Genomic DNA, 26,778 nt, shown 5'->3' on the forward strand with positions numbered 1-26,778 from the left:
CGCTCACGCCCCGGACGGGGCAAGCGCCGCGCCAGCCTGCACTTGCGCGCGGCGGAGCCCGTCCCGCCCGCCCTCACCCCCGCTCCTGGCGCAGCACGCCCACCGCCAGCGCGGGAAGATTGCTGATGATTCCTGTCACCCCGGCGCGCACCAGTTCGCGGATGCGGTCCGGCTCATCCACCGTCCACACCACCACACCCATCCCGGCGCCGCGCATCTCGTCCAGAAAGGCGGACGTGGCGATCCGGTGGTGGGGACACACCCCGTGCACCCCCAGGTCCCGCACCGCCGCGCGCACGTCGTCGTCCCACCACTCGGTAAGAAAGTAGCGCGCGGCGTGCGGCGCGATCTGCCCGATGCGCGCCAGGATGGCGGGATAGAAGGAAGAAAAGACCGTCCGCTCCAGCCGTCCCGCCGCCACGATCGCCGCGATCGCCTGCTCCTCCGCGCCCGGCGACTTGATCTCCACGTTCACCCACGCGTCCGCCTCGGCCGCCCAGGCGGCGACCTCCTCCAGTTGCGGAACCGGCTCCTCCCCCGTGCGCAGCTGGGCGATGCGCGCCCACGGCAGCGCGGCCACGTGCCCCCCGCGCCCCGTGGTGCGCTCCAGCGTGGGGTCATGGATGATGGCGGGCACGCCGTCGATGGTCGGCTGCACGTCCAACTCCACCCCGTCCGCGCCGTGCAGAAGGGCGAGCCGGAAGCCGGCCATGGTGTTTTCCGGCGCCTCTCGCGGCGCGCCGCGGTGGCCCAGGATCAGCGGGTGGTCGGGAAAGTCGGGCATCGCGTTCTCCACGGCTGCGGGGCTGCCATCCACCGTCCCCAACCTACTCCCGCCGCCGCTCCGGAGGCCACCCCGGAGCGCCACGGACAAAGCGGCCACCGCGCGACACGGGTGCGCGCGGTGCAGCGCATCCGGCCCGGAAACCATCCTCCATCCACCGCGATTCCCATCCTCTCCCGCCACACACCGGACGACGGGCATGGCGACGCGGGGTCGTGCGCGTCCGTTACAAAGTGTACGAAGTAAACAGCGCACACTACGTTGGATGCGGGCGGACGCGGTCCGCCCGCCATCCACACCCGCACGGGAGATTCCTCGACATGCGCATCCTTCGATTCACGCTCGCCGCCGCCCTGCTCGCCACGGCGGGCGCCTGTACCCGCACGGACGGGCTTACGGCCCCCACCGGCGCCGGACGCGACCTCACCCCGCCCCCGTCCACGCCGGACCATCCGCCCGCGGACTCCACGGGCGACTGGGGCGGGGCGCTGGGCTCCGGCACCTGAACCGAGGCGCGCGGGGCGGGGGAATGCCGCCCCGCGCGCGTCACGGCTCCACCGGCACCTCCTGCAGCGCCTGCACCAGGGCGGACGCAAGCCGGTCGGCGGGGCTGGCCTCCGCCGGGCGCAGGGGCGGCAGCGGCGGACGCTGCCGGGCGCCCCGCCCGCGACCCCGGCGGCGTCGCGGCGTCATTCCCTTGCCCCGGGCGAGCAGGTCTTCGGCCGCCATGCGGTGCTGCGCCTCGTCGCGCAGCGTGGCGACACGGACGGCGTGGCTGGCCGCCATTTCCAGCCGGGTAAGGTCGCCCGCGGCCAGCGCGCCGTGGGCCAGGTTCACCATCGCCTCGGCCACGCGCTCGCCGTCGGTGCGCGTTTCCCGCAGCCGCCACACGTCCTTCCATGCCGACTCGAACCCGTGCAGGTCGCCGGCGCCCGCGGCGGCCCGGGCCACGTTGCTCAGCACCACCATCCGCTCGGTGGGCCGGGGCACGTGGCGGAGCACCGCGCGGAACACGGGAAGCGCCCGCTCGAAATCATGGCGCAGCATCCAGAACCACGCGACGTCGTGCGCCAGCGCGGGAAGGCGCGGGTGGCGGCGGCCGTAGCCGCGGTAGGCGGCGCGGGCGTACGCCTCGGCTTGCTCGCCGTTGGTGCCGCTGGCCGTGGCGGCGATGCAGAACAGGTCGTGGAGGGCAAACGGCCGCACGGACCACACGCCGTAGCGCCGCGCGGCCCGCAGCGCGCGCAGCAGGCGGGCCCGCGCGGAGGGCGCGTCGCCCCGCTGCATGTGCAGGTTGGCCAGCCCCATGTGGGCCAGGCCGTAGTACTTCCAGTCCTGGTTGCGGCGGGCCAGCGCCAGCGCGCGGCGAAACCACGTTTCCGACCGGCGGTAGTCCGCGGACCGGCGCGCCACCAGGGCCACCAGGTACGCCGGCCCGGCCATTTCCGGCGCCGCCAGCGCGGAGCGCTGCGCAAAGGCCAGCGCCGTGCGCGGCCACTCCATGTCGCTGGCCCAGCGCGACACGGATTCGCACAGCTCGGACAGCTGCGTGTCCCCCGCCCCCGGGGACGGGCTCAGTACTTCGGAGATCCCTTCCAGCAGCAGGCGGATGGGCGAATCCGCGGCCAGCTCGGCGGCGATGCGCAGGCGGCGGATGCCCAGCGCGTTGGGGGTGAACAGGTCCGGCCGCGCTTCCGGGGGCGTGGCCGCCCACAGGTCCACGTCGCGCAGCGACTGCCAGAGCAGCACGCCGAGTTCGCTCCGGGTTTCATCGAGCACCTGAAAGCCTTCGAAGGGCTCGGGAAGCACCAGCAGACCGGGCGGAATCACCCAGGGCCGGGAGGATCGTCGGGCACGTTTGGGGCGAACGAGCTTCATGGAGGGTTCTCCGCGCATGGATTTGTCTCACGGTACGGCTGGAAATAAACGTAAATCCGTCCGTATCCACGGGGCCAGTGGACAGAGTGAACAAAAACCACCGCTGGCCCGGAAGGCGCGCTCCGTATCGCCGTGGAGAAGGGAGATCAGAAGAAAATCACCAGCAGATGCGCGGGTTATTGGCGGAAAGGGGAAAAAGTGGATGCCCCGCCCGGCTGGAGAGCCGGGCGGGGCATACAATTCAGAATACGACGCGAGGCGTTCAGTCGTCCGAGCCGCGACCGTGCCCGCCGTGGTCGTCGCCGCTGCCGTCGTCGGAGCCGTGGCCGTGTCCGCCGTGGTCGTCATCGGAGCCGTCATCCGAGCCGTGGCCGTGCCCGCTGAACCCGCGCCCGGCGTGATCTTCCAGGTCGCGGAGGCCGGAAGACTGCGCGGGGTTCACCACATTGCCCCCGCTGCGGAAGAGCGCGGCGGGATCCACCAGCACGTCCAGGCTGCGCTGTTCACCGCGGCCCACGGCCAGCGGGGGAGACAGCTCCAGGCGGACGTCGAAGCGTGTGCGAAGGAAGGCGCGGAAGGGTACGGCGGTGCCGCCGGTGGGCGTAAAGGTGCCGACCACCATCATGCTCGCGTTCCGCGGCCAGTCGCGGACTTCGGCCAGGATGCGCGCGCGCAGCGAATCGATCCCCGCGCGCTCCGACGGGTTTTCTTCGTTGTCGTCCAGGTCGCGGACGCGGAAGTCCACGCGGCGGTAGGTGCCGGCCGGAATGGTGCCCGACGCGACGGCGGCGGCCGTGGGACCCAGCGGCAGATCGATGAACATGGGTCCGGCGTTGAAGTCGTCGCAGTCGTCGCCCGTGCAGGTGGAGCGGTCGTCATCCCCTTTCAGCCGGAAGCGCGACACCACCAGGCGCAGATCGTCGATGACGAGGGTGCCGTTGGCGCCCGTGAGTACGAGGCGGTCGGTTCCCGCGGTCTGCCGCGCCGTCTGCGACGACGACGCGCCGTTCACGCCAAAGCGGAGCGAAACGCGTCCGGCGTCCGCGGACGAGGAGGCCGGGTTGTCGGCGCAGGTGCCCAGCGCGAGCAGGCCGGCGGCGAAGAGGGAGATGATCTTCATCGGTACGTTCTCCGGAACGGTGCGGTTCGCGCCGGCCGGTGCGGCGGCGCTCGGCTCCGGTACAAGGCAGAGCGGGCGCCAGCACGGCCACCGCCGTCCGTTTGCGCCGCAACCCCCTCTCCCGCTTGCGCTTCCGTGTCTCCGGGCAGGGCTGGCGCGGAAGTGCCCTCCACGGTTATCGTGTCTCGATTCGATACACTCCGGCGCGCGCCGCGACGAATCGTTCCGCCGTCACCTTTTCCCGTCCTTCGTGAGCACCCTCGCCGTCCTCGCCCGCAGCGAATCCTTTTCCGCCCTGTGGCCGGAACTGGCGGCGCTCGCCCGTGCCGAATCCCGCGTCGTCACCGCCGCGGGCGAAACGGGCCCGGCGGCGGAGCTGGTCGCGCTGGTGCTGGCGGTGGCGGGAGTGGAGGAGGAGGCGGAGGGCGCGCTGCGGGAACTGGCGGCCGCCGGGGCACCGGCTCCGCTGGTGGTGGGGGCGCGCGCGGATCACCGGCTGGCGGCGGCGCTGGTGCGGGCGGGGGCGGCCGACTACTTCGCGCTTCCGGGGGACGTGGATGCGCTGCGGGCGGAAATCCGCGACCGGGCCGCGCGCCGGGACGCGCGCGCCGCCGCGGGACGGCTGGAAGAGGCGGAGCGGCGCGCCTTTGACTTCGGCCGCATCATCGGCCGCAGCCCGCCCCTGCGCGCGGCGCTGGACCGCGCGGCGCGCATCATTCCGCGCGGGCAGGCGACCGTTCTGGTGACGGGAGAGACGGGAACCGGCAAGGAACTCATCGCCCAGGCCATCCACCGCAACGGGCCGCGCGCGTCGGGGCCGTTCATCGAGCTCAACTGCAACGCCATTCCGCCCACGCTGCTGGAAAGCGAGCTTTTCGGACACGAGAAGGGCGCGTTTACCGACGCGCGCACCGCCAAGCCGGGACTGTTCGAGGCGGCGGACCGCGGGACGCTCTTTCTGGACGAGATCGGCGACCTGCCGCTAGTGCTGCAGGGCAAGATCCTCAAGGCGCTGGAAGAAAAGCAGGTGCGGCGGGTGGGCGCGGTGCGCGGCCGCGAGGTGGACGTCCGCATCATTGCCGCCACGCACGTGGATCTTGCCGCCGCGGTCAGGCGGGGCGGGTTCCGGGAGGACCTGTTCTACCGGTTGAGCGTCATCCCCATCCACCTCCCGCCACTGCGGGACCGTGGGGATGACGTGCTGCTGCTGGCCGAGCACTTTCTCCGCACCCTGGCCGCGCAGTACGGGATGACGGCGCCCGCGCTTTCCCCCACGCTGCGCCGCGCGCTGATGGCGCATTCGTGGCCCGGCAACGTCCGCGAACTGCGCAACGGGCTGGAACGCGCGCTTCTGCTGGCGGACGGGCCGCTGCGGCCGGAGGACCTGTTCCACGGCGGCGATCCCTCTTCCGCCAGCGGCGGTCACCGCGGCGGAAGCGGCGAACTGCCTTTTCCCGCTACGCTCGACCAGATCGAGCGCGCCGCGGCGGAGGCCATGCTGGCGCGGGTGGAGGGGAACAAGAGCGCCGCGGCCGACGCGCTCGGCATCAGCCGGTCCCGCCTGTACCGCCTGCTGACCGGCGATGCGGAGGGTGTAGCGGAATGAGACACCCGCGTCACGCCCGGACAGACTCATCCGGCGTATTTTCAGCAACGGCGCGGGAAACCAGCCGGTGCGCGCCTTGCCCATCCCCGTCGCCAACCGAACGTTCCGCACCCGCAGTCAAGCCGATCATGCCGAAGTACCTCACGTCCCGCGTCCTTCTCGCCTCGCTCGCGCTGCTGGCGGCGTGCGAGCGCTCCCCCTCCGGTGGCGGCGGAGGGGTGGAACCCGGCGATCTCGTCTTTCTGCGCGCGTCGTCTTCCGCGCCGCCGGTGGCCGCCGTGCACGCGGAGTTCTGGGCCGTTCAGGGCGAGAACCGTGAGGTTCGCATCCGTTATCAGCCGCGGGCCGGACAGAGCCAGGGAGAGGACCTGCTCCGCTTCCGGGTGAGCGGCAACACGCGGATGCGCCGGCCGGACGGAACGGCGCTGGCGGAAGATGATTCCATCCGCATCACCATCGACATGCCGGATCCGTCGCGCTTCGAGTTCCAGTTCGCGCCATCGGGGATGCGTTTCGACCGCGAGCCGGCCGAACTGCGGGTGTCGTACGCGTTCGCCAACCCGGACTTCAACGGCGACGGGCGGGTGGATGGGCAGGACGACGACTTCGAGTTCGGGTTCTGGCGGCGGGAGGCGCCGGGGCAGGACTGGACGCGCATTGGCGATCTGCGCCTGCACGACCTGGCAGAGGTGCGCGGCGACATCACCGGATTCACCGGCTACGCGCTGGCCGGCGGCACCCGCCAGGCGCGCTGAGCGGATACGTTTGATGACACCGTCCGCTCTCCCGCCCCTGACGCTGGACGAGGCGCGCGCGTTGCGTGCCGCGGGGGAGTGGCGCGTCCTGGCCCGCCGCGCGGCGGAGGTGCCGGCGGACGTTCTGGCGGCGGAGCCGGAGATGGCGTATGCCGTTGCCGCCGCGCTGCGGCAGACGGGGGAAACCGCGCGGGCGCTGGAGATGGGCGCCTTCGCGGAGGCCGGCGCGCGACGGCGGGGAGACCGGCGGCTGGCGGCGGAAGCCGTCAATCTGCTGGGCAATGCGCTGTTCGAGGCCGGACGGATGGACGAGGCGCAGGCTCGCTTCGAGGAACTGCTGGCGTACGCGGTGGAATGGTCTGACCAGCCCTTTGCCGCCCGGGCCAGCAACAACCTGGGCATTCTGTGCAACGTGCGCGGCCGGCGCGACCAAGCTCTGGTGAACTACCAGCGCGCGGTGGCCGCGTACCAGGCCGCCGGCAACGTGCTCGGCCTGGCGCAGACCCACCACAACCTGGGGATCACCTTTCGCGACCTGGGCTTTGCGGACGACGCGGACGCACACTGCCTGCGCGCCATTCAGCTGGCGGGAAGCGTGTCGGACGCGACGGGCGCCGCTTCGGCGACGGATGCGGAGACGGTGATTGCGCTGGCGGAAACGGAACGTGCGTTCCTCCGCGCCCGCGCGGGGGACGGCGAGTTGGCCGAGGCGATGGGCCGGCGCGCCCTGCGCCGCTTCGAACGCATCGGCGATCCGCGCGGGCGGGCGGATGCGCTGCGGGTGCTGGCCGCCGCCGCCCGCGCGATGGCGGATGACGATGAGGCGCTGCGCAGGCTCGACGCCGCGCTGGACGTACCGGGAGCGGGCGGGTATCCGCTGCTGGTGGCGGAGGTGCAGCGCGATCGCGGCCTGCTGCTGCGCGACCTGGGCCGCCTGGCCGATGCACGCCGCGCGCTGGACGAATCCGCCGCCGCGTTCGCGGGGGTCGGCGCCGCCGCGGAGGCCGAAGCCGTCGCCACCATCGCCCGCGCGCTGACGGGAGATGATGGAGATCATCAGAGGCCGTGATCCGCGGCGTGCGGTTTCGGTGAACTCTCGACGAAGGTCCCCGTGCTCATCGGAACAGGCCGGGTCCACTCACAGGTGATCCACCGCGTAAAGCAGAAGCCCCGATCGCGATGCGACCGGGGCTTCTGCTGTATGATCTGCTCGCGCCACACGGATCCCGTCATCAGCCGCCACCGCTCCGGTCCAGAGAGACGAAGCGCCGCACCTGCCGTGGCGTGTACCGTCAGGGCGTGTACGTGAGGCTGGTGTACAGGCTCCAGCCGTTGCGGTAGGGGCCATTCAGGCCGTAGGCGACGCCGCCAGTGGCGCGAAAGGACGGGAGCGCGGCGGACAGCAGGCCGGCGAAGTCCGTCGACATCTCTACGCCCACCATCCGCTGCCAGCGCGCCCAGTCGGGATCCGTGCTCCCCGCCCAGTAGTACGGCCGCACGCCGCCGAACGCGGTGCTGACGCGCCAGGTAAGGACCTCATCCCCTTCCAGCGCGCCCCATCGCAGCGCCGGCATGGCGATCCGCTGCGAAAGGACGGCGTCGTCCACCAGCAGCGGCCCGGCGCCGCCCACAGTGAAGCGCTCCCACCGCGGCGTGCCCCCGCTCACCCGGCCGTAGGACGCGTCGCCGCGCAGGCCCAGCGCGCCCCAGCCCAGGCCGAGCGAAACGCCCGCCACGCCGCGCGCCCACCGCTCGTCCGCCGTCTGCCCGCCGCTTCCGCTCAGCGCCAGGCCGCCGGAGGTGAACAGCGGCCCGCGCCGCCCGCTGTTGCTGGCCGCGTACCGCCCGAAGGCGAGCGTCCGCGCACTCGCGCCCTCCTCCGCCTGGTCCAGCCGCCCCGCCGAAACACCCGCCCGCCACTCCTGCGCCAGCCGCCCGCGGTTCCACGCGTTCCGCACACTTGCCGCCGCGCCCGCGTAGTCCGCATCGAATCCGTCGTCCGCGTACGCGCCCAGGCCTGACGGGTTGTGGTTGATGAAGAACGCTTCCGCTGCCACCGACGGTCGCATTCCGCGCCAGACCGCGCCGGCGGACGCACCGCGCTCAGCGCCCTCCGCGCCCCATCCTCCGCGCGCCATCAGCGACAGCCTGCCGATGGGGTCCGCGTTGTGGAGGGCGACGCCCGCCGTTCCCGTCCCCGCGGTGGCGGATCCCCACGGCAGCACCCGGATCCACCGCGGTCCGATTCCGTATGCCGACGACGCGCCGACCGCCGCGCGGGCGAGCGTGTCCGGCGCGGTTTCCGCCACCCGGCGAACGGCGGGGGCCAGTGAGGCGGGAAGCTGCACGATCGCGCCCGGACGCGCGGTGGCGCTGTCCAGCCGCTGCAGGTCCAGCCCGTACGCGTGCAGCGACAGGAAGTAGACGTCACCCGTCGCGCGGTTCACGTCCGGCGCCACGGCCAGCCCGGTGACCCGCGTCAGCGGCTCCGGCGCGCCCCCGGCGATGGCGATCCGCGCCAGGTTGGGAATGCCGCCCGCCTCGGAGACCACGATCAGCGAATCGCCATCCGCCGTGAACGCAGGGTCGTACGTGCTCGCGGCGGGGTCGTCGTACACCACGCGGACGGGGCCGCCGGCCGCATCCACCGCGGCGATCTTCCATCGGCCGCCCTCCTGCATGGCGGCCACGACGGTGCGCCCGTCGGGAGAGAAGCGCGCCCGGTCGAACACGCGGTCCGCCGTTCCCCCGGCCAGCGGGGTCAGCGCGCCGGTGCGCAGATCCACCATCACCAGTCCGCAGAAGCCGTTGCGGCACTGCACCGCCGCCGCACGTTTCCCGTCAGGCGCGGGGTCCGCGGCGCGGATGGCGGCGTTGTGCGTAACCTGGCGGATGGTGTTGCGGCGCCAGTTCCACACGAACAGTTCCGGACGTAGCACGCCCCCGCCGCCGGGGACGGAGCGGATCACCAGCAGCTGGTCGGCGCCCATGAACCGCGGCTGCGAGTAGCCGTAGAGTCCGCCCGCCGGGCGCAGCGTGGCGATGGGCGTGCGGGGGCGCGGCCACACCTGGATCGCGGGCACGTCCAGCGAGTCGCGGCGCAGCAGGGCGTCGCGCGCGGCGTTTGCCGCGGAATCGCCCGCCGCCGTCTCCGCCGTGCGCCACACCACGATGCGCGACCACAGGATGGACGGCCCGCGCAGGGGGAGCGCCACGTGCCGGCCGTCCGCCGAAACGGAGGGGTCGCCGGTTCCCCACGTCAGGTGCTGCACCGTGTCGCCGGCCACCAGCCCCGCGGTGGACAGCAGCCGCCGCGCCTCCAGCGCGTTGGCCGTGGCCTCCACCACGAACAGGCCGTACAGCTCCGCGGGCGATCCGCCGTACACGCCGCGGAACGCCTCGTCAAAGGTGCGGATCTGCCGCGCCGACATCCGCCTCCACAGGTCCACCAGGCTCTGCTCGCCGCGCCGGGCCGCCAGCCACTCCAGAAACGCGGAGCCGGTCAGGTAGGCCATCGACCCGCTCTGGTACCCGCCGGTGACGGCATCCAGCTGGCCGTAGGCGGGAAGGCGGCCTTCCAGCGCGAACTGGCGGATGGTTGACGCGCGGATGGCGCTGAAGGGACGTCCGCTTCCCGTCAGCCGGCCTTCCACGTAGGTGGCGTAGCCTTCCTTTACCCAGCGGGGAGCGACGGAAAGCGGACCCTGCCCGGGGAGCGCCAGCACGGAGCGCAGCCGGGTGAACGGGTCGCGGCTGGGGCGGGTAAGGTGCGCAATGTGGGTGAACTCGTGCAGCGTGAGCTGCTCCGTGTAGTTGCGCGAGTTGCCCAGCGACGAGCGCGGGTCCGGCGGGGTGGGGTAGAGCTGGATGTACGGCGTGCGCAGGAACGACCACGCGGTGCCGTTGGTTTCGCCGGCGGGGTCGTCGATGACGACGGTGACGCGGCGGTCCGGCGTGCTGCCCACCAGCGGCGCCACCGCGGCCTGAATGCCTTCCATGCGCGATGCCGCCTCGCGCGCCCACGGCTCCAGCTCCGCGGGAAAGTGCACGTCGAAGTGCTCGGTGCGCAGGGTTCGCCACGCCAGCCAGGGGCGCGTGGACTGCGCCGCCGCCGTGCGCGCGCACGCCGCGCCGAGAAGTACGGCCAGCAGGACTCGCTTGATCATCAAAGAACGATACCGCGGGGATGGAGGATGGCGCCGGTGCGCCCGCCGTTTACGCCGCGGAACGATGGATGTTTCGCGCGTTCAGGGAAAGAGGAGATCCGAGTTTTCGCGAGATAAGAAGAGGATGATCCCGCGAGAGAATGAACTCGGCCGTTCGCGCCCGCCTCCCAGAGCGGATGAATCCGCCGCTCCAGAAGCGGGAACCCCCGACACGGCGCCCACAGGCGCCGTTCGGGGCTTCAACTGCATTGGTGAGGCGGGATTGGTGGGTCGACGCAATCCGCGCTCGTCGAAGAGTAGATGATCCGGCGCGCAAGCGTCGGTGCCGTAGAGAGTTCCGCCTGCTTGTCCTCAGGATGCCCCGCGACGGATGAGCGGAGACCGGACCATCGATCTTCTTCGCTGTTGAAGCCCGGGCGTGGACGCGACAGCGGCCACGAGCCGGGGTTTACCGCTGTTCGAGCGGCGGATTCATTCGCTCAGGGAGGCCGGCTCCCCGCCGGATTGCCGGGGTTCCACCGCTCGTCCCCACGGCACCGTCACCGCCCGCCCGTGGTCTCCATCGCTTATCACGCATCTTTCGTCACCCGTCGCCCATCGCCCGTCGTCGCTATCGTCCCTCACACATCGCCCATCACGCATTGCCCGCGAAAAATCGCTTATCAGACGTCGGGCAGGACATCGGGCATCGCCCATCCGACGTCAGACGTCAGACGTCAGACATCCGACAGCAGGCATAAGACATAAGACATAAGACATCTCGCACCGAATCTCTCCCGCCTCGCGTCTGCAGTTACGGCGCGGGGCCATCCCGCGCCACTCCTGCCGGAAGCCGTCACGCCGGAACCAGAATGCGGCTCCCACGCGGCGGGATCTCCAGCCGCATTCGCCCGCCCGACACCGTGGACCGCTCCCCCTCCGAAAGCCGGTCCACGAACGCCGTCCCGTCCGCCGCGGGGACGGCGAACTCCAGCGTAGCCGGGGCGTCCGCCGCGTTGACGGCGGTCACGGCCACCTTGCCGCCCAGCGTGCGCGCGAACGCGAACTGCTCGTGATCCACGTGCAGCTGCCGGTACTCGCCCGCGCGCAGGGCGGGCGTTTCGCGCCGGATCTGCGCAAGCCGCGCGATCAGCCCGGCCAGGCTGGGACGCGGTGCCTGGTGCGCGGCCTCGGGCAGGCGCAGCCGCGGACGCAGCGCGTGGTCGTCCGTGGCCGAGCGCGCGCCCAGGATTCCCCACTCGCTGCCGTAGTAGATGGACGGAACGCCGGGGATGGTGAACAGCAGCGTGTACAGCGCGTCCAGGTGCGCCGGCTCGCGCAGCGTGCTGGCCACGCGGTTCACGTCATGGTTGTCCGCGAAGTTGTACAGCGGCAGCCCGCGGTACACGCCGCCCTCGCCGAACTGCCGGTTGAGGGAGAACGCGATTTCGAAGTAGTTGCGGTCGTTGTGGCTGCTGTAGAGCCCCTTGTACGCCTCGTAGTTGGTGACCGAGTGCAGCCCCGTGTCCGTCAGCCGCCGGTAGTCGCCATGGATGGCCTCGCCCAGAAGCCAGAAGTCCGGCCGCAGCGCCCGCGTAAAATCCGCCAGCGCGCGGAGGAAGCCGGGGTCGATGTCTTCCGCCACGTCCAGCCGCAGTCCGTCGATCCCGAACTCCTCCACCCACGAGCGGATGGCGCCGAACAGGTGCTCGCGGACGGCGGGGTTGCCCAGGTTCAGCTTCACCAGATCGTAGTGGCCGCGCCATCCGTCATACCCGAACGCGTCACCGGCCGGACTGCGGCGCGAGAAGTCCACGCCGTGGAACCAGTCGCGGTACGCGGACGCCTCGCCCTTTTCGCGCAGGTCGCGGAACGCCCAGAAGTCGCGCCCCACGTGGTGAAACACGCCGTCCAGCACCAGCCGGATCCCCGCTTCACGCAGGGCGGCGGCAAGCTCCTTGAGCGTGTCGTCCGTCCCCAGGCGGCGGTCCATGTGCCAGTAGTCCGCAGTGTCGTATCCGTGGGCGGTTGATTCAAACAGCGGCCCCAGGTACAGCGCCGTGACGCCCAGCCCGCGCAGGTGCGGAATCCACCCGTGCAACTCCGCCAGGCGCGCCACGGGAGGCGCGCTGAAGTCGTTGCGGGCAGGGGCGCCGCACAGCCCCAGCGGGTAGATGTGATAAAAGACCGCGTCGTTCCAGTCCGCCATCGAAAGCTCCTGTATCTACCGGTAGGTATAGTCCGGGATGAAACGAGTTGCGGCTACGAGTAGATGCCGTGCGAGAACTGGTGAACTACCTGCCGCGCCACGGAATCGTCCAGCGTGCCGCCTCCGTTGAGCGCCAGCCCGGCGTAGCTGTGGATGGCGCCCAGCAGCGACAGTGCGTACGCCCGCTGCCGGCCGCGCATGTTGCCGTGGTTCTGCGCCGCCGCGGCGAACATCCCTTCCAGCATGCGCACCTGTTCCGCCGCGCACGGGCCGGTCACCTGCACCGCCTCGCTGGCGGGCGAAGCGAACCAGAGCGAAAGCACCAGCCTGGCCATGCGCGGGTCCCGCTCCGCGAAGGCGAACCACGCGCGAACCACGCGCGCCAGCGTGCCCGGCAGGTCGCCGTCGTAGCGCGCCGCCGCGCGAAGCTCATCGCGCAGCGGCGCGTACCGCTCGCGCACGAGGGTGAGCAGCAGGCCGCGCTTGCTGCCGAAGTAGTGGTACAGCGTGGGCTTGGTGACGCTCGCCGCCTCGCAGATCTCCTTTACGCCCACGGCGTCGTATCCGCGTTCCGCGAACAGCGCCAGCGCATGCTCCAGCAGGGTCGACCGGTTGCTCATCAGGCGGATCGCTCGGGGGACGTTCGCCATCCAGTGTACCGTTCGGTATACACAGGTGATTCGCGCGGGTTCCCGGTCCGGCCCCGCGGCGGCGGCCACCGCGTTCCGGAGCGGACGCATTCCACGGGACTGAAACCTGCAAGGACGGCGCACCCCGTTTTGGGGAACGCGCTCCGCGGCGGCGCCGCAACTTTGTACGGACTTTGACGGGACGGCAAGCGAAATGGACCAGCAGCAGACCAAGACCCGCGGCGTCGCGGACATCGTCTTTCTGATCGACGTGTCCGGCAGCATGGCGCCCGCCATCGACGCGCTCAAGACCAACATCGGCACCTTCGTGGAGTCGCTCAGCAAGGGCGACGCGAACAACGCCTCGCCGGTGCGCGACTGGCGCGCCAAGGCGGTGGGCTACCGCGACTTCGAGTTCGACGAGAACGCCTTCATCGACAACCCGTTCGTCACCGACGTGGAGGCCCTGCGCGCGCAGCTGGCCGGGCTCACGGCCGAGGGCGGCGAGGACGAGCCGGAATCGCTGCTGGATGCGCTGTTCCGCGTGTCCAACATGGGGCAGACGGAAAAGGGCACGCAGAGCCTGGACGCCACCAAGTGGCGCTACCGCAGCGACGCGGCGCGCGTGGTGGTGGTGTTCACGGATGCGTCGTTCAAGCCGTCCATGAGCATTCCCGAGGCAAAGGGCGGCGGCGTGCAGGACATCACCAACGCCATCATCAACAACCGCATCATCCTGAGCCTGTTCGCCCCCGACATGCCGGGCTACGACGAGCTGAGCCAGATCGACAAGAGCGAGTGGGAAGCCATTTCGTATCCGGGGCTGAACCCGCAGGAGGCGCTGGTGAAGTTCACCACGGACCAGGCCAACTTCAAGAACACGCTGCGCCAGCTGGCCGCATCCGTGTCGAAGTCGGCGGAAACCGTGGCGCTCTGAGCGAACGCTGTTGACCGGCCCGCGCGCCCCATGGCGGGCGCGCGGCGCACGCATGGCTCCGGAACTCCGCACACGGGCGAATGGCGAAGAAACTCAAGGTTGGCGACGAGATCAACGGCTACCGGATCACCCACGTGTTCGGGCCCGGGGCCATGGCCATCTCGTACGGGGCGCAGAGCCAGTCGGGGCAGCGGGTCTTCTTCAAGCAGTACAAGTCGCCCAGCGTAACGGTGGACTGGTACCGCGACTACGTGCGCTACCAGAAGGAGCTGAACCGGCGCATCGCGGAAAGCCCGGCGCGCAACTTCTGCGTGCGCGCCATCGATGCGTTCGAGGCCGTGTGGGGCGGGCGCAACTACTTTCAGGTCTTTGAGTTCGTGGAGAACGGCGCGGACCTGGGCGGCATCTTTGAGCGCGAGGCCGAGGAGAACGGCGGGCGCGCGCCGGCCCCGCCTTTTCCGCCGCGGATGTGGGAGCAGCACGTGATCTGGGCCAAGGTGTTCATGTCCGGCATCAACACGCTTCACGCCGCCAGGGTGGCGCACGTGGACCTGAAGCCCGACAACGCCTTTCTGATCGAGGATCCGTCGATCGCGGCGGGATTCCAGCTCAAGCTCATCGACACGGACTTTTCGCTGCTGACGGACGAGGCTGCGCCCTGGCACGGGGTCCAAGGCTACGTGGGCACCGACAACTACCGTTCGCCGGAACACTTTACGGCCGGCGCCACGCCCGGCACGGCATCGGACGTGTTCACGTGCGGGCTGATCCTGTACCAGCTGCTCGGCGGGCGGCATCCGTACTGGTCCGAGGACCAGTCGGAGTATGCGAAAAAGGCGCTGGCGTACGCGGCCGAGCCGCCGGTGCTGGGCGGAACCATGCCCGCGCCTGCCACCAACGAGGCGGTGGCGGCGATCATCCACCGCTGCCTGGCGCCGCGCGCCGCCGACCGGCCCACCGCGGCCGAGGTGCGCGACGTGCTCACCGGCCGCGCCGCGGGAACGGTCACGACGATCTCCGCGACTTCTCCCGTGGTGACGACGGCACCGACGCCTGCTCCGGTCGCACCGGCGGCTCCGCCCGCGCCCACTGCGCCACCTCCGGGCCCGCCGCCCGTTGCGGCTCCTGCTCCCGCTCCCGTGCCGGCTCCTGCGCCGACGCCAGCGCCGGCGCCCACACCTCCGGCGCCACCGGCCGCTCCGGCTCCGGCCGCGCCCGCGCCCAGTATGCCGCGCGGCGGGGGAGGCGCGCCGCTGGTGACGGAGCGTGTGCAGCTGATCGGCGAGGCGGGGCAGGTGATGACGATGGCCACGCGCACGCCGCTGGGTAAGCACATCGTCCGCCAGTTCGGCGAGGACTACGTGGTGTGGGATGCGGAGCAGTGCACCGTGGAGCGCGGCGCTGACGGGAACTGGCTGCTGGTGCCGCGCCCGGGAACGACCAACGAAACGCTGTTGAACGGCGAGACGGTGACCTCGCCGCGCCCGCTGCGCGATGGCGACGTGATCGCGGTGGGGCGCGCGGCCAAGGCAATCGCCAAGCTGCCGCTCACCATTCGCGCCGCGTGACGGGCTACGATGGATGGATTTTGCGGGGCGTGATGACGCTTCGCTGATGATGGAGGGCGCGATGATCTGCATCGGGCCGACCAACGCCGAGACCGTGTGTGGAGACCGACCGTGACGGAAAACAAGGACATCCCCACCGAAGGCACCGCTCCGGGCACGGACGCGGCGCAGACCGAAACGACGGGCGCCGCCGCCACCAGCGGGGACACCGGCACGATGCCGACCCCGTCGCCGTCCACGAATCCATCCGCCAGCGGTGCGGACGCCACACCGGTCCCGTCACCGTCCACGAATCCATCCGCCGGCGGTGCGGACGCCACACCGGTCCCGTCGCCGTCCACGAATCCGCACGCGAGCGGTGCAGACGCGTCGGGCGGTACGTCGGGCGCTTCGGTTGATGCGGGGACGGGCGGGTCCACGAGCGGCGCGGCGACACCCGCTGTCGATCCCGATCCGACACTCGAATCGCCTTCGACGGCATCGACGGATGCGGCGGGAACCGGATCGCCTCCGACCGACCCATCGAGCGAGGGATCGGCAGGCGCGGCATCGACGGACGTGACGGGAACCGGATCGGCCCCGGCCGGCGCCAGCCCGGCGGGATCGGCGGCGACGGAAGCTTCGGCGACCGGATCGCCCGCGGCGGACGCGGCTGCTACGGCGGCGTTCTCTCCCGAGGTGGGCGTGGCGAACGTGGGATCGGGTCTGCCGCCGGTAGACGGCTCGGCCTCCACGGACACGGCGGCCAGCGGATCGGAATCCACGGATGCCGCCACCGCGGGCGTGGCTTCGACCGCCACCGCCGTGAGCGGGGATCTGGGATCGACGGACGCGGCGGGAACGGGATCGTCGTCGACCGACGTGGCCGGAGCCGGATCATCGACGGACGTGGCGGGAGCCGGATCGGGGTCGGCGGATGCGACCGGATCGGCTACGACCGACGCGAGCGGTTCGGCTTCGACGGAGGCCATCGGAACCGGATCATCGAGCGATGTGGCGGGAACTGGATCGGCGCCCGTGGATGCGAGCGGAACCGCATCGACCGGAACGGACGCCAGCGGATCGTCCTCGGCGGGCGTAAGCACTGGATCGGTGTCGACGGATGCGGCCGCAAGTGGATCGACGTCCACCGATGCCGCTGGCTCGGGCGCGGCATCGACTGACGCTTCGGGCTCGGCATCAACCGGAACGCCGGTGGCGGCAGATGCGTCGGCGGCGGGAACGCCGGCCGCCGGAGATGCGGCCGCGACCGGAAGCACGGCGGTGGCGGGAGATGTGGCGGCTGGCGCGGCTGCGGGTGCGTCCACCGAGGCGGGCGCGGCGTCCACCGGGGCGGCGACGACAGATGCGGCCGCGGCTGGCGCGTCTGCGGCGGGTACGGGTACGGCTCCCACCACGGATGCCGCGGCGGCGAGCGGGCCGTTGAAGTCGGACCGGATTCAGCTGGTGGACGAAAGCGGAAAGTCCGTCACCGTGGGCGTGCGCACGCCGCTGGGCAAGCACGTGGTCCGGCAGTTTGGCGAGGACGCCAACGTGTGGGACACGGAACAGTGCGTCCTGGAGCGCGGCCCCGACGGCACCTGGCAGGTCACGCCCGTGGCGGGAACTACCAATGAGACACTGGTCAACGGCGAGCCCGTCACCCTGCCGCGTCCGCTGAACGCGGGCGACGTGGTGGCGGTGGGGCGCGCGGCCAAGGGCATCGCCAAGCTGCCGCTCACCGTGAAGCCGGCCTGAGCGGATGGCGTGGAAATGCCCGCAGTGCGGCTTTGTTCACGAGGACGAAGCCGCCCTGCGATGCGAGGCGTGCGGGTTTGTGCGCGGGATCGGCAAGCTGGTGCTGGTGGCCGAGCAGACTACCCGCCGGCTGACCATCGGCGTGGACACGCCTGTCGGAAAAGAACTGCTGGAGACGTTCGCGGGCGATGACCACGTGTACGCGGCCGATCCGCAGTTTCTGCTGGCGCGCAACGCGGCGGCGGGCGGCTGGAGCATCGCGCCCGCGCCCGGGGCAAAGAATCCAACGTTCCTGAACGGCGCGGCGCTGGGCACGGCCCCGGCGCCGCTGGAGCCGGGCGCGGTGATATCCATCGGCCCCACCCGACTGCGACTGCGCGTAGAAAGCGAACCGTGACGGACAGCCATCATCAGCCCCACGAAGGGGTTACGCCGGAAGGCGCCCCGGTTCCGGAAACGGCGGTGGAACCATCGTCGTCCGCGATGGAATCAGGAGCACCGTCCACGGAGCCGGGCGCAATCGATCCGTCTTCCGACACCGGCGACACGGACGCGATCTCCAATTCCGATGCCGCCCCGCTAGCCGAAGAAGCGGTTTCGGCGGAGCGCGCGTCCATTGAGGGTGATCGCGCGGACGGTGCGGCGGCCGCGGATCGATCGGCATCCACCGAACCGTCGCTGTCCGCTCCAGTGGCGTCGGTCAGCGCACCCGCATCTGACTCGGCCGTGCCGGCTCCGGCACCATCATCCAGTGCACACGCAACGAATTCCGCCACGCCGGATGCGGAACCCAGCCGCACGGACCTGCCCGCATCCGATGCGCCGCCGGTGAGTTCGGCCAACGTGCTGGACGTGCGCGGGCTGGACTGGGGCGCCGTCGCGGACGCGGTGGCCAACGCCATCGACGGAGAGCGCGCGGAGCGCATCATCGCGCGGATGGAGGAGCGGCTGGCGGGCGGCGGGCCGCTGGGGCTGGCGTTCGAGGAGTCCGCCGCCGGCCCGGACGACAAGGCCATCCAGGTGGGCGAGGACTGGCCCGTGGGCGAGGTGTGGTTCGTGGGCGACCTGCACGGCGACCTGCTGGCGCTGGAGGCCGCGCTGCAGCACATCGACCGCAGCGGCGGCGGCCCGGATTCGCGCATCGTCTTTCTGGGCGACCTGTTCGATGATGGCATCCACGCGGCGGAAGTCGTGCTGCGCGTCTTTGAGCTCCTGCTGGACGGGCCGATGCGCATCACCGTCGTCACCGGCAACCACGACGAGGGACTGACGTTCCGCGACGGGCGGTTCGAGTCCAGCGTCATTCCGTCGGACTTTACCGACTGGCTGAACGAGCAGTCCGGTTCCGGCCACCCGTGGGCCGATCGGCTGGGGCGCGTGATCATCCGCTTCTTTGCGCGCGCTCCGCGGGCCCTCTTCTTTCCCGACGGGCTGCTGGTGGCGCACGGCGGCATTCCGCACACGGATCTGCACGCGGAGCTGGCGGAAAAGGGGGACTTCAACGATCCGCGCGTGCTGCAGGACTTTGTGTGGCTGCGGGCGCATCCGCGGGCCCGCAAGCGCATTCCCAACCGCACCACGCGCGGCAGCGAGTTCGGCCGCGAGGACTTTGCGGCGTTCTGCGCACTCGCCACGCGCCTGGGCCGTCCCTTGAGCCGCATGCTGCGCGGGCACGACCACGTGGAGGACCGCTTCGCGGACTTTCCCGCGTGGAGCGCGCATCCCGCGCTCACCATCAACACGCTGGGCCACCGCCTGCCGCGCGAGGTGTTCGGCCCGTACGAGCGCGTTCCGGTAATCGCGCGCTGGGTGCGCGGCGAGCTGCCGGAGGTGCGGCGCCTGTTCATTCCGCCGGAGCTGACGCGGCAGGTGTATCCCGAGCCCGCCGCCGCGGAGGAAGGCTCGTGAAGCGCGTCGTGGACCGGTGCCCCAACTGCGGCGTGGAGCACGACGACGCTCTGGGCGGCACGTGCGAGGTGTGCGGAACGGAGCTGCGCTTCTGGTGCCGGGTGCACAGCCGGGAGATCGGGTGGCTGGATGCGCCCGAGTGCGCGCGCTGCGCAGCGGAACCGGGCGCGCGCCGCCCGTCCGCGCCGCCGCCCACGGCACCCGTGCCCGCACCGTTGCCGCCACGCGAGCGCGTCCCCGAACCTCGCGCGGAGCGTGCGCCCGAGCCCGACTCCACGGCGGAGACGCGCTGGCGCAGCCGCATCCGCGTGCCGGCCGGCGAGCCGCCCCCACCACCGCCGGAGTACGCGCCCCCTCCGCGGGAGTACGCACCGGAGCCGCCGTTCGCGGGCCGCGACCCGCGCGACGTCGTGCGCGAAGGCGCGGAGGAGCTGCGGCCGTACGTGGTTTCGGGCGCGACCTTCGCGTTCCGCCTGGTGCGCGCGCTGATCTCGGTGCTGCGCTTCGTATTCGTGGGCGTGGTGATCGGCGCGATCGCGGGTGGGGGCATTGCCTACAACCAGGGCGGCGACCTGATCTATCCGCTGGTGTCGGGAGCGATCATCGGTGGCGGGATCGGGTTGTTCGCCGGGGTGATTGCCGCCATCCGCATCCTCTTCGGCTCGGAAGGACGAACGCGCGTCTGAGGCGGATGACGGATGGAGGCAGGGAGGGCCGGCGGGGCGGATGCCCGCCGGCCCTTCTGCGTTTCATCCACCGGGATGGATACGGAGGATGGCGGGTCGCGTGCGGTGGCGGAGCGAGGCGGGGCGGCGTAGAATCCGCGCATGGCAGATGACCTTCGCGCCCGCGCCGACGAACGGTTCGCGCGTGCCCTCGAGCAGAGCGGCGCGCGTGATCCGCGCAACTTCTTTCGCGACTGGATGCGCGACCTCAAGGCGCGCGACGCGGAGGCGTACCGGCGCGCGCTGGCGTACTTCAACGACGTACTGATCCCCACCGTGGCGCGGGACGATTCGGACCCGGTGGCGGAGTGGCTGGAGTACGGCCGCGTGCTGGCGGATCTGTCCACGCCGGGCCGGGCCATGCAGTTCGACACCACCGGCCGCGCCACGCCGTATGCGCGGCCGGTGCCGCCGGACCACATGGTGCTGCACGTGCCCGCGCAGGCCACCGCGCCCGCGCTGGTGCTGGGGATTCCGCCCAGGCTCTCGCTGCACCAGCGCGCCGCGTACGATCTGCTGGTGAGGCAATCGCTGGGGGAAAAGCGGTAGGGGAAGTGCGTGAGTGCTGGGTGCGTTAGTGCGTTAGTGCGGGGGATGAGGAACGGGGGCGAGGCGGTTGAGGGCGGTTGGGGGCGAGAGGGTTCGCCTGATTTGCGGAAGGTTGTGCGGCGGCTGGCTGTGGCCCTCACCCCGCGCGCTGCGCGCGACGACCCTCTCCCACGAACAGATGTGGGAGAGGGAGCACACCCCAGATCGGAGGGGGGACGGGTTCGGAGCGTGTCCGCGGATTGCTGCCCGGCGGTTGAAACCGCGCCTCGAAAAACACGAAGTCCGCCTGCGCGGACTGCGCCCCGGCAGTGTCTGTTGATCCCCAACGCAGTTGAAGCCCCGAACCGGACGTGCCAGCGGCCGGTGTCGGGGCTTACCGCTGTTTGAGCGGCGGATTCATTCGCTCAAGATCATTCGCTCGCGAGCGATTCTCCGCCCGACGCACCAGACCATCCACCGCGCCCAACCCTCCCCCAGTCTTTTTTGGGGGAGGGTGGGCGAGTAGTACGAGCCCGGGTGGGGGCCGCCCCGACGCCCGCCTGACGCACCGACGTCCATCCCAACAAAAACGGGCGGCTCCTCGCGGAGCCGCCCGTTTGATCATGCATCCAGCTTCGTTCAGGGAAGACCGCGGGCGGCGTCGTCCTTGATGAAGTTGCGGACGATGGCGATCACCTCGTCCTTGGTCAGCGGCTCGTCAAACGCCTGCGTCGCCGCATTCGTGCGCGCCGTGGAATCGCCGATCACGTCCAGGTTGCTCAGCGTCGCCGCGTCGATCGTGACCGCCGACGTGCCGTTGAACACCACGTGCTGCGTGTTGCTTTCCGACGTGGCGCCGCCGTAGATCGCGTTCAGCGCGGCCACCACCTCGGCCGGCGGATTGGCGATGTTGCCCGCGCCCGCCGCCGCCGCGCCGCCGCCGCGAACGTACCCGCTCAGCCGCAGCGTGGTGTCCGTGGGGTTGATCCCGCGGCGGATGCGGCGGATCTTGGCCGCGTGGCGCGCTTCCACCGAGTGGATGCGCAGCGCCGATTCCAGCGCGATGTCGGCGTTGTTGTTGCCGTTGATCAGCAGGCGTCCGGCCTGGCCCTTGTAGGCCCGCACGCCGGTGTCTTCAAACGCCTGCGTGGCCACGAGCAGAAAGTTCAGCTCGGTGGTGGCCCGCGCGAACGGCCCGGTGCCGCTGCCGTTGCCGCCCGTGAAGTCGAAGTCCGCCGCCGACATGGCCGCCGGCGTTCCGCCAAACTGCGGAATCACGGCCTTCAGGAAGTCCACGTGCTGCTGCTCGTGCTTCTGAATCTGCCCCAGCGACTCGCGCGCCGAGGCCGGAATCAGCGCGCGCACCGTGGTGAACGCGTTGTTCTGCGCGGCCAGTGCGCTGGTTCCCAGCACCGCCTTGTAGAACTCGTTCTCCAGGTTTTCCAGGATGAACGCAAAGTTCAGCACGTCCAGCACGTCGGCGGGCGCCTGGCCGAACGCGTCCTTGGCCAGCGCGGCCAGCGCCACGGGCACCGAGCCCATCGCCAGGCCCTGCGCCACCATCCGGCTCATCGACGCGCCACGGCGGAACAGGTCCCGCCGCGACACAACCTCGTCCATGATCTCCGGGTCGATCCCCTCAAGCAGGGATTGCTGCATGTTTTCCATGTGATCGAACTCCTTCGTTCGCTTACGGGTTGACGGGGAAGAAATCGGCCGTGGCCACACCCTGCGCCGCCGAGGGGGCGTTGCTGATGGGCGCCGCCGCCAGCGTGCCGGCCAGGAGCAGGTTGGTGGACGCCAGCTTGGCGAGCACCGCGCCGGCTTCCAGCTTCACGTCGCGTCCGGTTCCGTCGATGATGTCGTCGCCCGCGAACGAGGTGTTCGCGTTCACTCCGGCCGGCGGCGCCATGTCGCGCAGGGCGGCCGCGTGACGCGCCTCAACCGAAGCGAACTTGCCCGCCACCAGCAGGTTGCGGGCATCCTGCAGATACTTGCCGGCACCGTTCAGCGCCGCCACGCCCACGTGCTCGAACAGACGCGCCGAGGCGATGATGCTGGCCTTGCTGGACAGAATGCTGTTCAGCGTGGTCATGTTGATGGAGCCGCGCAGGTCCGGAAGCGCCTGGCTGCCCAGCGCCGTACGCACGAACTCGCGGTGGATGATCTCGGTGTCGCGCAGGTCCACGAACACTTCGCGCTCGTCCGCCGTAAAGCTGCTGAAGGCGGCGCTGCTCACCACCGCGGTGTAGAAAGCGGCTTCCAGCTGCTCGTTGGCGTGCAGCAGGCGAAAGATGCCCACGTCCGACCGCAGGTCGAACGAAACGCCCGTCACCGGGTCCGGCCCGTCGGTAGGCCCGTCGTAGCCCGGAATGGTGATTTCCCGCCGCTCGCAGGCGCCAAACACGGACGGCAGCATCACCACCGTTCCGCCGGCCAGCAGCGTCCGCACGAACGACCGTCGCGTGGCGGGAAACATCAGCTCCGTCGCACTGCCGATCACCATCGGTTCGTCCTGATCCCCGTCTTTCTTGTGCATCTCGTCCTCCCCCTCTGCCGTGGCTAGCCGCTCACCAGGCACGGTCCGGCTAGCGCGGACCGCACCCGGCGCCCCCGTACGCGGGAGCGCTTCCCTCCAACCCGACCAGAACAGACGACGGTGCGGCCGACCGGACCGGCTCGTGCCGCGGCGCCATCGCTCCCAAGTCCCTCGTTCTTCGAGGCCCCATCCCCCAGGCCGGAGAAGCCGGGCTAGGGGCAAAGCCTATGCCAACCTTGTGCGTTACAGATACATAGGTGGTGCGCTATCTGTCGCACATTTTCAGACTCTTGTATGTCATCTGACCGATGTGCGGGTCGCGTCCCGTCTCCATCGTACGCATGCGGATGCTCCGCTGGATCTCTCTTCCCGTTTTTCCTCCCGGTCTCATGATCAAGCGACTCACGATCGTACTGGCACTTGTGGCCGCCCCGCTGGCGGCGCAGCAGACGGCGAACGTCCGCCCGGGCGACCTGGTGCGGTTCCGGCCCGGGCCGTCCGGCGTGTACCGGGTGGAGGAGGCCCGCCCCGGCGCCGTACTGGCGCGCCGCGAGGGGCGGGAGCCCGTGCTGGTGTCCGCGGATTCGGCCCGGATGCTCCGCGCGGCGGGGCGTGAGCCGCGGCTGCGTTCCGCCGGGCGCGGGCTGCTGATCGGTGCGTTGATCGGCGGTGCGGGCGGCGCGGTGCTGGGTGCCGCGTCGTTCGACGAGCCGGACTACGTGGCCGGTACGCCCAGCGCGGCGGCGGCGCTGGGCGGCGTCTGGTTCGGGGTGCTCGGCGCTGCCACGGGCGGGGTGATCGGCGCGCTGACGCCGCGAACGCGCTGGACCCCGGTACGGTCCGCGGCCCGCGGCACCGCCGCGGTGGTGCAGCCGACGGTGCGCGACGGCGGGGTGGGCGCCACGCTCACGGTCCGCTTCTGACCGGCGTTCGACCGAACGAAAACAGGGCCGGCTCCCGTGCGGGGGCCGGCCCTTTCTGCATTCTCGTCCACCCACTTTGCGCCGTCAGCGTTGGCGTGGATCGGCGGTGTATGATCACCGTTTGCGACCGAAAACATGCGTCTGCCCCCACTCCGCCGATCAGAGCGCGACGGCCGTTGGCGGAGCGTGCCTGGCGGGAAAGGCGCGCAGCAGGAGAATGCCGATCAGTGCATCCGTCGCAAACGGCGCCCATCGGCCAACGGCGATGCCGATGCTGAGATGGAAGAGGCTTCCAGCGAGGCACATCATCCATAGCGCCATGGTCAGGGCTCCCACGCCGGTTTCCACCCGGCGCGCCAGGGAGCGGCTGACGGTTTTTCGGTCCTGGCGGGCGATCCAGAAAAGCGCGGGGACTACGATCAGCAGGTGGAACCCGCCGATGAACAGCTGGCTCAGGAAAATCACCAGGCTCTCAGTGCAGACCAGCCCCGGCGTATCCAGGTCAAGCTCCCGGAAGCACGCCTCCTCTCCCCCGCTCATCCGCCAGCCTGCCCATACGCCCAGCGTAATGAGCACGGGCGGAAGCACGAGCAGAAGCACCGCCGCAATCGCGCGGTGGAGCCATGTGCGCCACCGCATGGACCGCGCGGCGTGGGATGGTTGATGACTGATGTGATCCCCGGGCGCGTTCATGGCTTCGGTGTGGCTGGGTTGTTGACGCGGATCATGCCCGGGGTCGTGCCGGGTGCAAGCGCGGCACGCAAAGTGTGCAGGCGGATGGGGCGGGGAGACCATCGCGGGCGGAGCGCTATCTGAGGGCGCTCCATCGCCTTCCGCATCCGGAAGGGGTCTCCGTCCCACGAAGGAGAACGGATGCGGAATCGGCTTTCTCTGCGCGGCGCGTTCATCGCGGCCGCGCTCATCGAGTGCGGCGTGCTGATCGCGCTCGTGGCGTACCTGGCGCTCACGGACCGCGCCCTGCGGATTTCGGTGGAGCCGCGCACGGTTCCCGTCGTCGCGAGCACGGAGGGGCTGGTGATTCCCGTCGCGGGCGTGCAGGCGGCGGAACTGCGGAACACCTGGGGTGCCGCGCGCTCCGGCGGCCGCGCGCACAAGGGCGTGGACATTTTCGCCAAGGAAGGCACGCCGGTTCTCGCCGCCGCGGCGGGCGTGCTGGTGAACCGCGACTCCAACGGCGTGGGCGGGCTTTCGCTTTACCAGCGCGGCGCGGACGGGCGCATCGTGTACTACTACGCGCACCTCAGCGGCACGCGGGCCGGCCTCAAGGTGGGCGACCTGCTCGCCCCGGGCGACGTCATCGGGTACGTGGGCCGGACGGGAAACGTGAGCGGCGCCGCGCACCTGCACTTTGCCGCCTTTACCGTTACCGATCCCAACCGCTGGTGGCACGGCCGCGACCTCAATCCCTACGACCTGCTCAAGCCCGCCGCCGCACCGGCTGTCTCGCATCCAAAGTAGAATCGTCCACGCTCCGCCGGACAGCCTTTGGCGCCGATGCTGGCCTGCGGGGGTGTCGATGATCCGCGCCCCGACCCCTCCGTGCGGGCCCGGGGTGCCCCGAGCGCCTCGCCGGAAACCGAGCCGCGCCTCCCCCACCCCGCGGCCCCGGAACCCGGTGTGAGTTCTCCCCTCTCCGCGCTTCTGTTCAGACCGGCAGTTTGCACGGGGAGGGGCCGGGGGAGGGGCCTTCAGGCCCGGCGGAAAACGACCTCTGCCGCAGCAGAGACCGCGCGGGTCTCGGGATGACGGGAAACGAAAGAGGGCCCCGCGAATCCGGCGGGGCCCTCTCGTCCTCGGCTGAAACCGCGCGTCAGGCGGTCTGCAGTTCGCGCAGCAGCCCGGCGCGCGCCTCCACGATCATCCCCCGCACGCGGTCGCGCAGGGCGGCCACGTCGTCCAGGGTGAGGTCGGTGGTTTCCACCGGCTCCAGCACGCGGGCAATGGCGTGCGCGCGGCCCATCACCCACGAGCCCTTGTTGAGCGCGGCGCGCGTCCCGGCCACCGCAATGGGCAGAATGGGGCACCCCGTCTCGATCGCCAGGCGGAAGGCGCCGTCGTGAAACGACTGGATCTCGCCGTCCTGCGAGCGCGTTCCCTCGGGCATGATCATCACCGACACGCGCTTACCCAGCCGGTCGCGGCAGGCGTCCAGCGCGGCGCGGCGGCTGCCCACGTCGCCGCGGCGCACCGCGATGTCGCCGGCCATGCGCATCATCCACCCCATCAGCGGGATCTTGAAGATGGCTTCCTTGCTCAGCCACTTCATCTCCCACGGCAGGTGCGAGATCAGAAAGATGTCGGCGAACGACTCATGGTTGGCCACGGCCACGTACGGCCGGCGCGGATCGCGGATGCGGAACCCGGTGGTGCTGAAGTTCCACATGGGGTTCACCGCCGTCACCCACATGGCGGCGCGGCGAAACCAGCGGCCCACGGTGTAGCGGCCCGGATCGAACGGGACGGTGCACACGTAGACGATGGCCATCCACGGCACCCAGAGCAGAATGACGATGGCGGCGTTCAGCCACACCCAGGCCGAGATCACTTGCTTGTTCATGCGGCGCTTTACACCCCAGTGGCCCAACGGTGCGAAAACGAAGCCGGCCCGCGTCCCTGGCATCCGCGCGAGCGGACGGGGAACGCGGGGTGCGGCGGCCGGCGGGCCGTGACGGAACGGTCCCGAGGCGTCGCACGGCCCCGGACCGGCCGGGGAACGTGCGAAGGGGAATCTGAGGCGGAGCGGGGTCGCGGGACAAGCCCGCGCGG

Annotated in this window: 23 protein-coding genes; 13 read left to right on the forward strand and 10 right to left on the reverse strand. The window is 70.9% G+C overall.

The window, feature by feature from the left end:
* Positions 1-73: 73 nt before the first annotated feature.
* Positions 74-784: a glycerophosphodiester phosphodiesterase gene (locus HNQ61_RS13565; RefSeq protein ID WP_170033790.1), complete on the reverse strand. Its 711-nt coding sequence runs from the start codon at positions 782-784 to the stop codon at positions 74-76.
* 320 nt (positions 785-1,104) lie between these two features.
* Here HNQ61_RS13565 and HNQ61_RS13570 point away from each other — a divergent pair, with 320 nt between their 5' ends.
* Positions 1,105-1,290: a hypothetical protein gene (locus HNQ61_RS13570; protein ID WP_170033792.1), complete on the forward strand. Its 186-nt coding sequence runs from the start codon at positions 1,105-1,107 to the stop codon at positions 1,288-1,290.
* A gap of 40 nt (positions 1,291-1,330) precedes the next feature.
* On the opposite strand, the gene HNQ61_RS13575 is transcribed toward HNQ61_RS13570, so the two are convergent.
* The gene (locus tag HNQ61_RS13575) at positions 1,331-2,662 is read right to left on the reverse strand and encodes a hypothetical protein (protein WP_221305266.1); all 1,332 of its coding nucleotides are present in this window, start codon (positions 2,660-2,662) and stop codon (positions 1,331-1,333) included.
* A gap of 262 nt (positions 2,663-2,924) precedes the next feature.
* Complete coding sequence (locus HNQ61_RS13580) at positions 2,925-3,782, reverse strand: hypothetical protein (protein ID WP_170033796.1); 858 nt, start codon at positions 3,780-3,782, stop codon at positions 2,925-2,927.
* A gap of 250 nt (positions 3,783-4,032) precedes the next feature.
* Here HNQ61_RS13580 and HNQ61_RS29225 point away from each other — a divergent pair, with 250 nt between their 5' ends.
* The 3 genes from HNQ61_RS29225 to HNQ61_RS13595 all read left to right on the forward strand — a co-directional run bounded on the left by HNQ61_RS29225 (position 4,033) and on the right by HNQ61_RS13595 (position 7,212).
* A complete protein-coding gene (locus HNQ61_RS29225) occupies positions 4,033-5,388 on the forward strand; it encodes a sigma 54-interacting transcriptional regulator (protein ID WP_170033802.1) in 1,356 nt (451 codons plus the stop codon).
* 128 nt (positions 5,389-5,516) lie between these two features.
* Positions 5,517-6,143: a hypothetical protein gene (locus HNQ61_RS13590; protein WP_170033804.1), complete on the forward strand. Its 627-nt coding sequence runs from the start codon at positions 5,517-5,519 to the stop codon at positions 6,141-6,143.
* Positions 6,144-6,156: 13 nt separating this feature from the next.
* A complete protein-coding gene (locus tag HNQ61_RS13595; protein WP_170033806.1) occupies positions 6,157-7,212 on the forward strand; it encodes a tetratricopeptide repeat protein in 1,056 nt (351 codons plus the stop codon).
* Positions 7,213-7,435: 223 nt separating this feature from the next.
* On the opposite strand, the gene HNQ61_RS13600 is transcribed toward HNQ61_RS13595, so the two are convergent.
* From HNQ61_RS13600 to HNQ61_RS13610, 3 genes are all read right to left on the reverse strand, one after another.
* Positions 7,436-10,309: a TolB-like translocation protein gene (locus HNQ61_RS13600; protein ID WP_183685681.1), complete on the reverse strand. Its 2,874-nt coding sequence runs from the start codon at positions 10,307-10,309 to the stop codon at positions 7,436-7,438.
* 835 nt (positions 10,310-11,144) lie between these two features.
* Entirely contained in the window at positions 11,145-12,497 is a 1,353-nt protein-coding gene (locus HNQ61_RS13605) for an alpha-amylase family glycosyl hydrolase (RefSeq protein ID WP_170033810.1), read from the reverse strand.
* 53 nt (positions 12,498-12,550) lie between these two features.
* Positions 12,551-13,117, reverse strand: coding sequence for a TetR/AcrR family transcriptional regulator (locus HNQ61_RS13610; RefSeq protein ID WP_170033813.1), 567 nt, complete (start codon positions 13,115-13,117; stop codon positions 12,551-12,553).
* A 223-nt stretch (positions 13,118-13,340) separates the two neighbouring features.
* Between HNQ61_RS13610 and HNQ61_RS13615 the strand changes: the two genes are divergently transcribed.
* The 7 genes from HNQ61_RS13615 to HNQ61_RS13645 all read left to right on the forward strand — a co-directional run bounded on the left by HNQ61_RS13615 (position 13,341) and on the right by HNQ61_RS13645 (position 20,550).
* On the forward strand, positions 13,341-14,063 hold the full coding sequence (locus HNQ61_RS13615) for a vWA domain-containing protein (RefSeq protein WP_170033815.1): 723 nt from the start codon (positions 13,341-13,343) through the stop codon (positions 14,061-14,063).
* A gap of 80 nt (positions 14,064-14,143) precedes the next feature.
* Positions 14,144-15,631 (forward strand): protein kinase domain-containing protein, encoded by a 1,488-nt coding sequence (locus HNQ61_RS13620; protein WP_170033817.1) that lies wholly within the window; start codon positions 14,144-14,146, stop codon positions 15,629-15,631.
* A gap of 111 nt (positions 15,632-15,742) precedes the next feature.
* Positions 15,743-17,368 (forward strand): FHA domain-containing protein, encoded by a 1,626-nt coding sequence (locus tag HNQ61_RS13625; protein WP_170033819.1) that lies wholly within the window; start codon positions 15,743-15,745, stop codon positions 17,366-17,368.
* A gap of 4 nt (positions 17,369-17,372) precedes the next feature.
* Complete coding sequence (locus HNQ61_RS13630) at positions 17,373-17,765, forward strand: FHA domain-containing protein (protein ID WP_170033821.1); 393 nt, start codon at positions 17,373-17,375, stop codon at positions 17,763-17,765.
* A 431-nt stretch (positions 17,766-18,196) separates the two neighbouring features.
* Positions 18,197-19,276: a metallophosphoesterase gene (locus HNQ61_RS13635; protein WP_170033823.1), complete on the forward strand. Its 1,080-nt coding sequence runs from the start codon at positions 18,197-18,199 to the stop codon at positions 19,274-19,276.
* Positions 19,273-19,962, forward strand: coding sequence for a hypothetical protein (locus HNQ61_RS13640; protein ID WP_170033825.1), 690 nt, complete (start codon positions 19,273-19,275; stop codon positions 19,960-19,962). Before HNQ61_RS13635 ends, HNQ61_RS13640 begins: the two co-directional genes overlap by 4 nt.
* A 141-nt stretch (positions 19,963-20,103) precedes the next feature.
* Positions 20,104-20,550, forward strand: a complete 447-nt coding sequence (locus HNQ61_RS13645) for a hypothetical protein (RefSeq protein ID WP_170033827.1) — start codon at positions 20,104-20,106, stop codon at positions 20,548-20,550.
* Positions 20,551-21,168: 618 nt separating this feature from the next.
* Here the strand turns inward: HNQ61_RS13645 and HNQ61_RS13650 are convergent.
* Both HNQ61_RS13650 and HNQ61_RS13655 read right to left on the reverse strand, forming a co-directional pair.
* Positions 21,169-22,188, reverse strand: a complete 1,020-nt coding sequence (locus HNQ61_RS13650) for a ferritin-like domain-containing protein (protein ID WP_170033829.1) — start codon at positions 22,186-22,188, stop codon at positions 21,169-21,171.
* Between the two features lie 31 nt (positions 22,189-22,219).
* Positions 22,220-23,068, reverse strand: coding sequence for a ferritin-like domain-containing protein (locus tag HNQ61_RS13655; RefSeq protein WP_170033831.1), 849 nt, complete (start codon positions 23,066-23,068; stop codon positions 22,220-22,222).
* 389 nt (positions 23,069-23,457) lie between these two features.
* Here HNQ61_RS13655 and HNQ61_RS13660 point away from each other — a divergent pair, with 389 nt between their 5' ends.
* Positions 23,458-23,991, forward strand: coding sequence for a hypothetical protein (locus HNQ61_RS13660; protein WP_170033833.1), 534 nt, complete (start codon positions 23,458-23,460; stop codon positions 23,989-23,991).
* Positions 23,992-24,150: 159 nt separating this feature from the next.
* On the opposite strand, the gene HNQ61_RS13665 is transcribed toward HNQ61_RS13660, so the two are convergent.
* On the reverse strand, positions 24,151-24,684 hold the full coding sequence (locus tag HNQ61_RS13665; protein WP_170033835.1) for a hypothetical protein: 534 nt from the start codon (positions 24,682-24,684) through the stop codon (positions 24,151-24,153).
* Positions 24,685-24,864: 180 nt separating this feature from the next.
* Between HNQ61_RS13665 and HNQ61_RS13670 the strand changes: the two genes are divergently transcribed.
* The gene (locus HNQ61_RS13670; protein ID WP_170033837.1) at positions 24,865-25,470 is read left to right on the forward strand and encodes a M23 family metallopeptidase; all 606 of its coding nucleotides are present in this window, start codon (positions 24,865-24,867) and stop codon (positions 25,468-25,470) included.
* Between the two features lie 352 nt (positions 25,471-25,822).
* Here HNQ61_RS13670 and HNQ61_RS13675 read toward each other — a convergent pair whose 3' ends face one another.
* Positions 25,823-26,569 carry a lysophospholipid acyltransferase family protein gene (locus HNQ61_RS13675; protein WP_170033839.1) on the reverse strand — a complete coding sequence of 249 codons (747 nt, stop codon included), beginning with the start codon at positions 26,567-26,569 and terminating at the stop codon, positions 25,823-25,825.
* Positions 26,570-26,778 lie beyond the last annotated feature (209 nt).

The sequence above is a fragment of the Longimicrobium terrae genome, assembly GCF_014202995.1.
GTDB classification, from domain to species: Bacteria; Gemmatimonadota; Gemmatimonadetes; order Longimicrobiales; family Longimicrobiaceae; genus Longimicrobium; species Longimicrobium terrae.

What these genes read in the sequence shown, in the direction of transcription:
- HNQ61_RS13565 (WP_170033790.1), bottom strand. Translation starts at nt 784, where the DNA reads ATGCCCGACTTTCCCGACCACCCGCTGATCCTGGGCCACCGCGGCGCG.
- HNQ61_RS13570 (WP_170033792.1), top strand. Translation starts at nt 1,105, where the DNA reads ATGCGCATCCTTCGATTCACGCTCGCCGCCGCCCTGCTCGCCACGGCG.
- HNQ61_RS13575 (WP_221305266.1), bottom strand. Translation starts at nt 2,662, where the DNA reads ATGAAGCTCGTTCGCCCCAAACGTGCCCGACGATCCTCCCGGCCCTGG.
- HNQ61_RS13580 (WP_170033796.1), bottom strand. Translation starts at nt 3,782, where the DNA reads ATGAAGATCATCTCCCTCTTCGCCGCCGGCCTGCTCGCGCTGGGCACC.
- HNQ61_RS13590 (WP_170033804.1), top strand. Translation starts at nt 5,517, where the DNA reads ATGCCGAAGTACCTCACGTCCCGCGTCCTTCTCGCCTCGCTCGCGCTG.
- HNQ61_RS13595 (WP_170033806.1), top strand. Translation starts at nt 6,157, where the DNA reads ATGACACCGTCCGCTCTCCCGCCCCTGACGCTGGACGAGGCGCGCGCG.
- HNQ61_RS13600 (WP_183685681.1), bottom strand. Translation starts at nt 10,309, where the DNA reads ATGATCAAGCGAGTCCTGCTGGCCGTACTTCTCGGCGCGGCGTGCGCG.
- HNQ61_RS13605 (WP_170033810.1), bottom strand. Translation starts at nt 12,497, where the DNA reads ATGGCGGACTGGAACGACGCGGTCTTTTATCACATCTACCCGCTGGGG.
- HNQ61_RS13610 (WP_170033813.1), bottom strand. Translation starts at nt 13,117, where the DNA reads ATGAGCAACCGGTCGACCCTGCTGGAGCATGCGCTGGCGCTGTTCGCG.
- HNQ61_RS13615 (WP_170033815.1), top strand. Translation starts at nt 13,341, where the DNA reads ATGGACCAGCAGCAGACCAAGACCCGCGGCGTCGCGGACATCGTCTTT.
- HNQ61_RS13620 (WP_170033817.1), top strand. Translation starts at nt 14,144, where the DNA reads ATGGCGAAGAAACTCAAGGTTGGCGACGAGATCAACGGCTACCGGATC.
- HNQ61_RS13630 (WP_170033821.1), top strand. Translation starts at nt 17,373, where the DNA reads ATGGCGTGGAAATGCCCGCAGTGCGGCTTTGTTCACGAGGACGAAGCC.
- HNQ61_RS13645 (WP_170033827.1), top strand. Translation starts at nt 20,104, where the DNA reads ATGGCAGATGACCTTCGCGCCCGCGCCGACGAACGGTTCGCGCGTGCC.
- HNQ61_RS13650 (WP_170033829.1), bottom strand. Translation starts at nt 22,188, where the DNA reads ATGCAGCAATCCCTGCTTGAGGGGATCGACCCGGAGATCATGGACGAG.
- HNQ61_RS13655 (WP_170033831.1), bottom strand. Translation starts at nt 23,068, where the DNA reads ATGCACAAGAAAGACGGGGATCAGGACGAACCGATGGTGATCGGCAGT.
- HNQ61_RS13660 (WP_170033833.1), top strand. Translation starts at nt 23,458, where the DNA reads ATGATCAAGCGACTCACGATCGTACTGGCACTTGTGGCCGCCCCGCTG.
- HNQ61_RS13665 (WP_170033835.1), bottom strand. Translation starts at nt 24,684, where the DNA reads ATGAACGCGCCCGGGGATCACATCAGTCATCAACCATCCCACGCCGCG.
- HNQ61_RS13670 (WP_170033837.1), top strand. Translation starts at nt 24,865, where the DNA reads ATGCGGAATCGGCTTTCTCTGCGCGGCGCGTTCATCGCGGCCGCGCTC.
- HNQ61_RS13675 (WP_170033839.1), bottom strand. Translation starts at nt 26,569, where the DNA reads ATGAACAAGCAAGTGATCTCGGCCTGGGTGTGGCTGAACGCCGCCATC.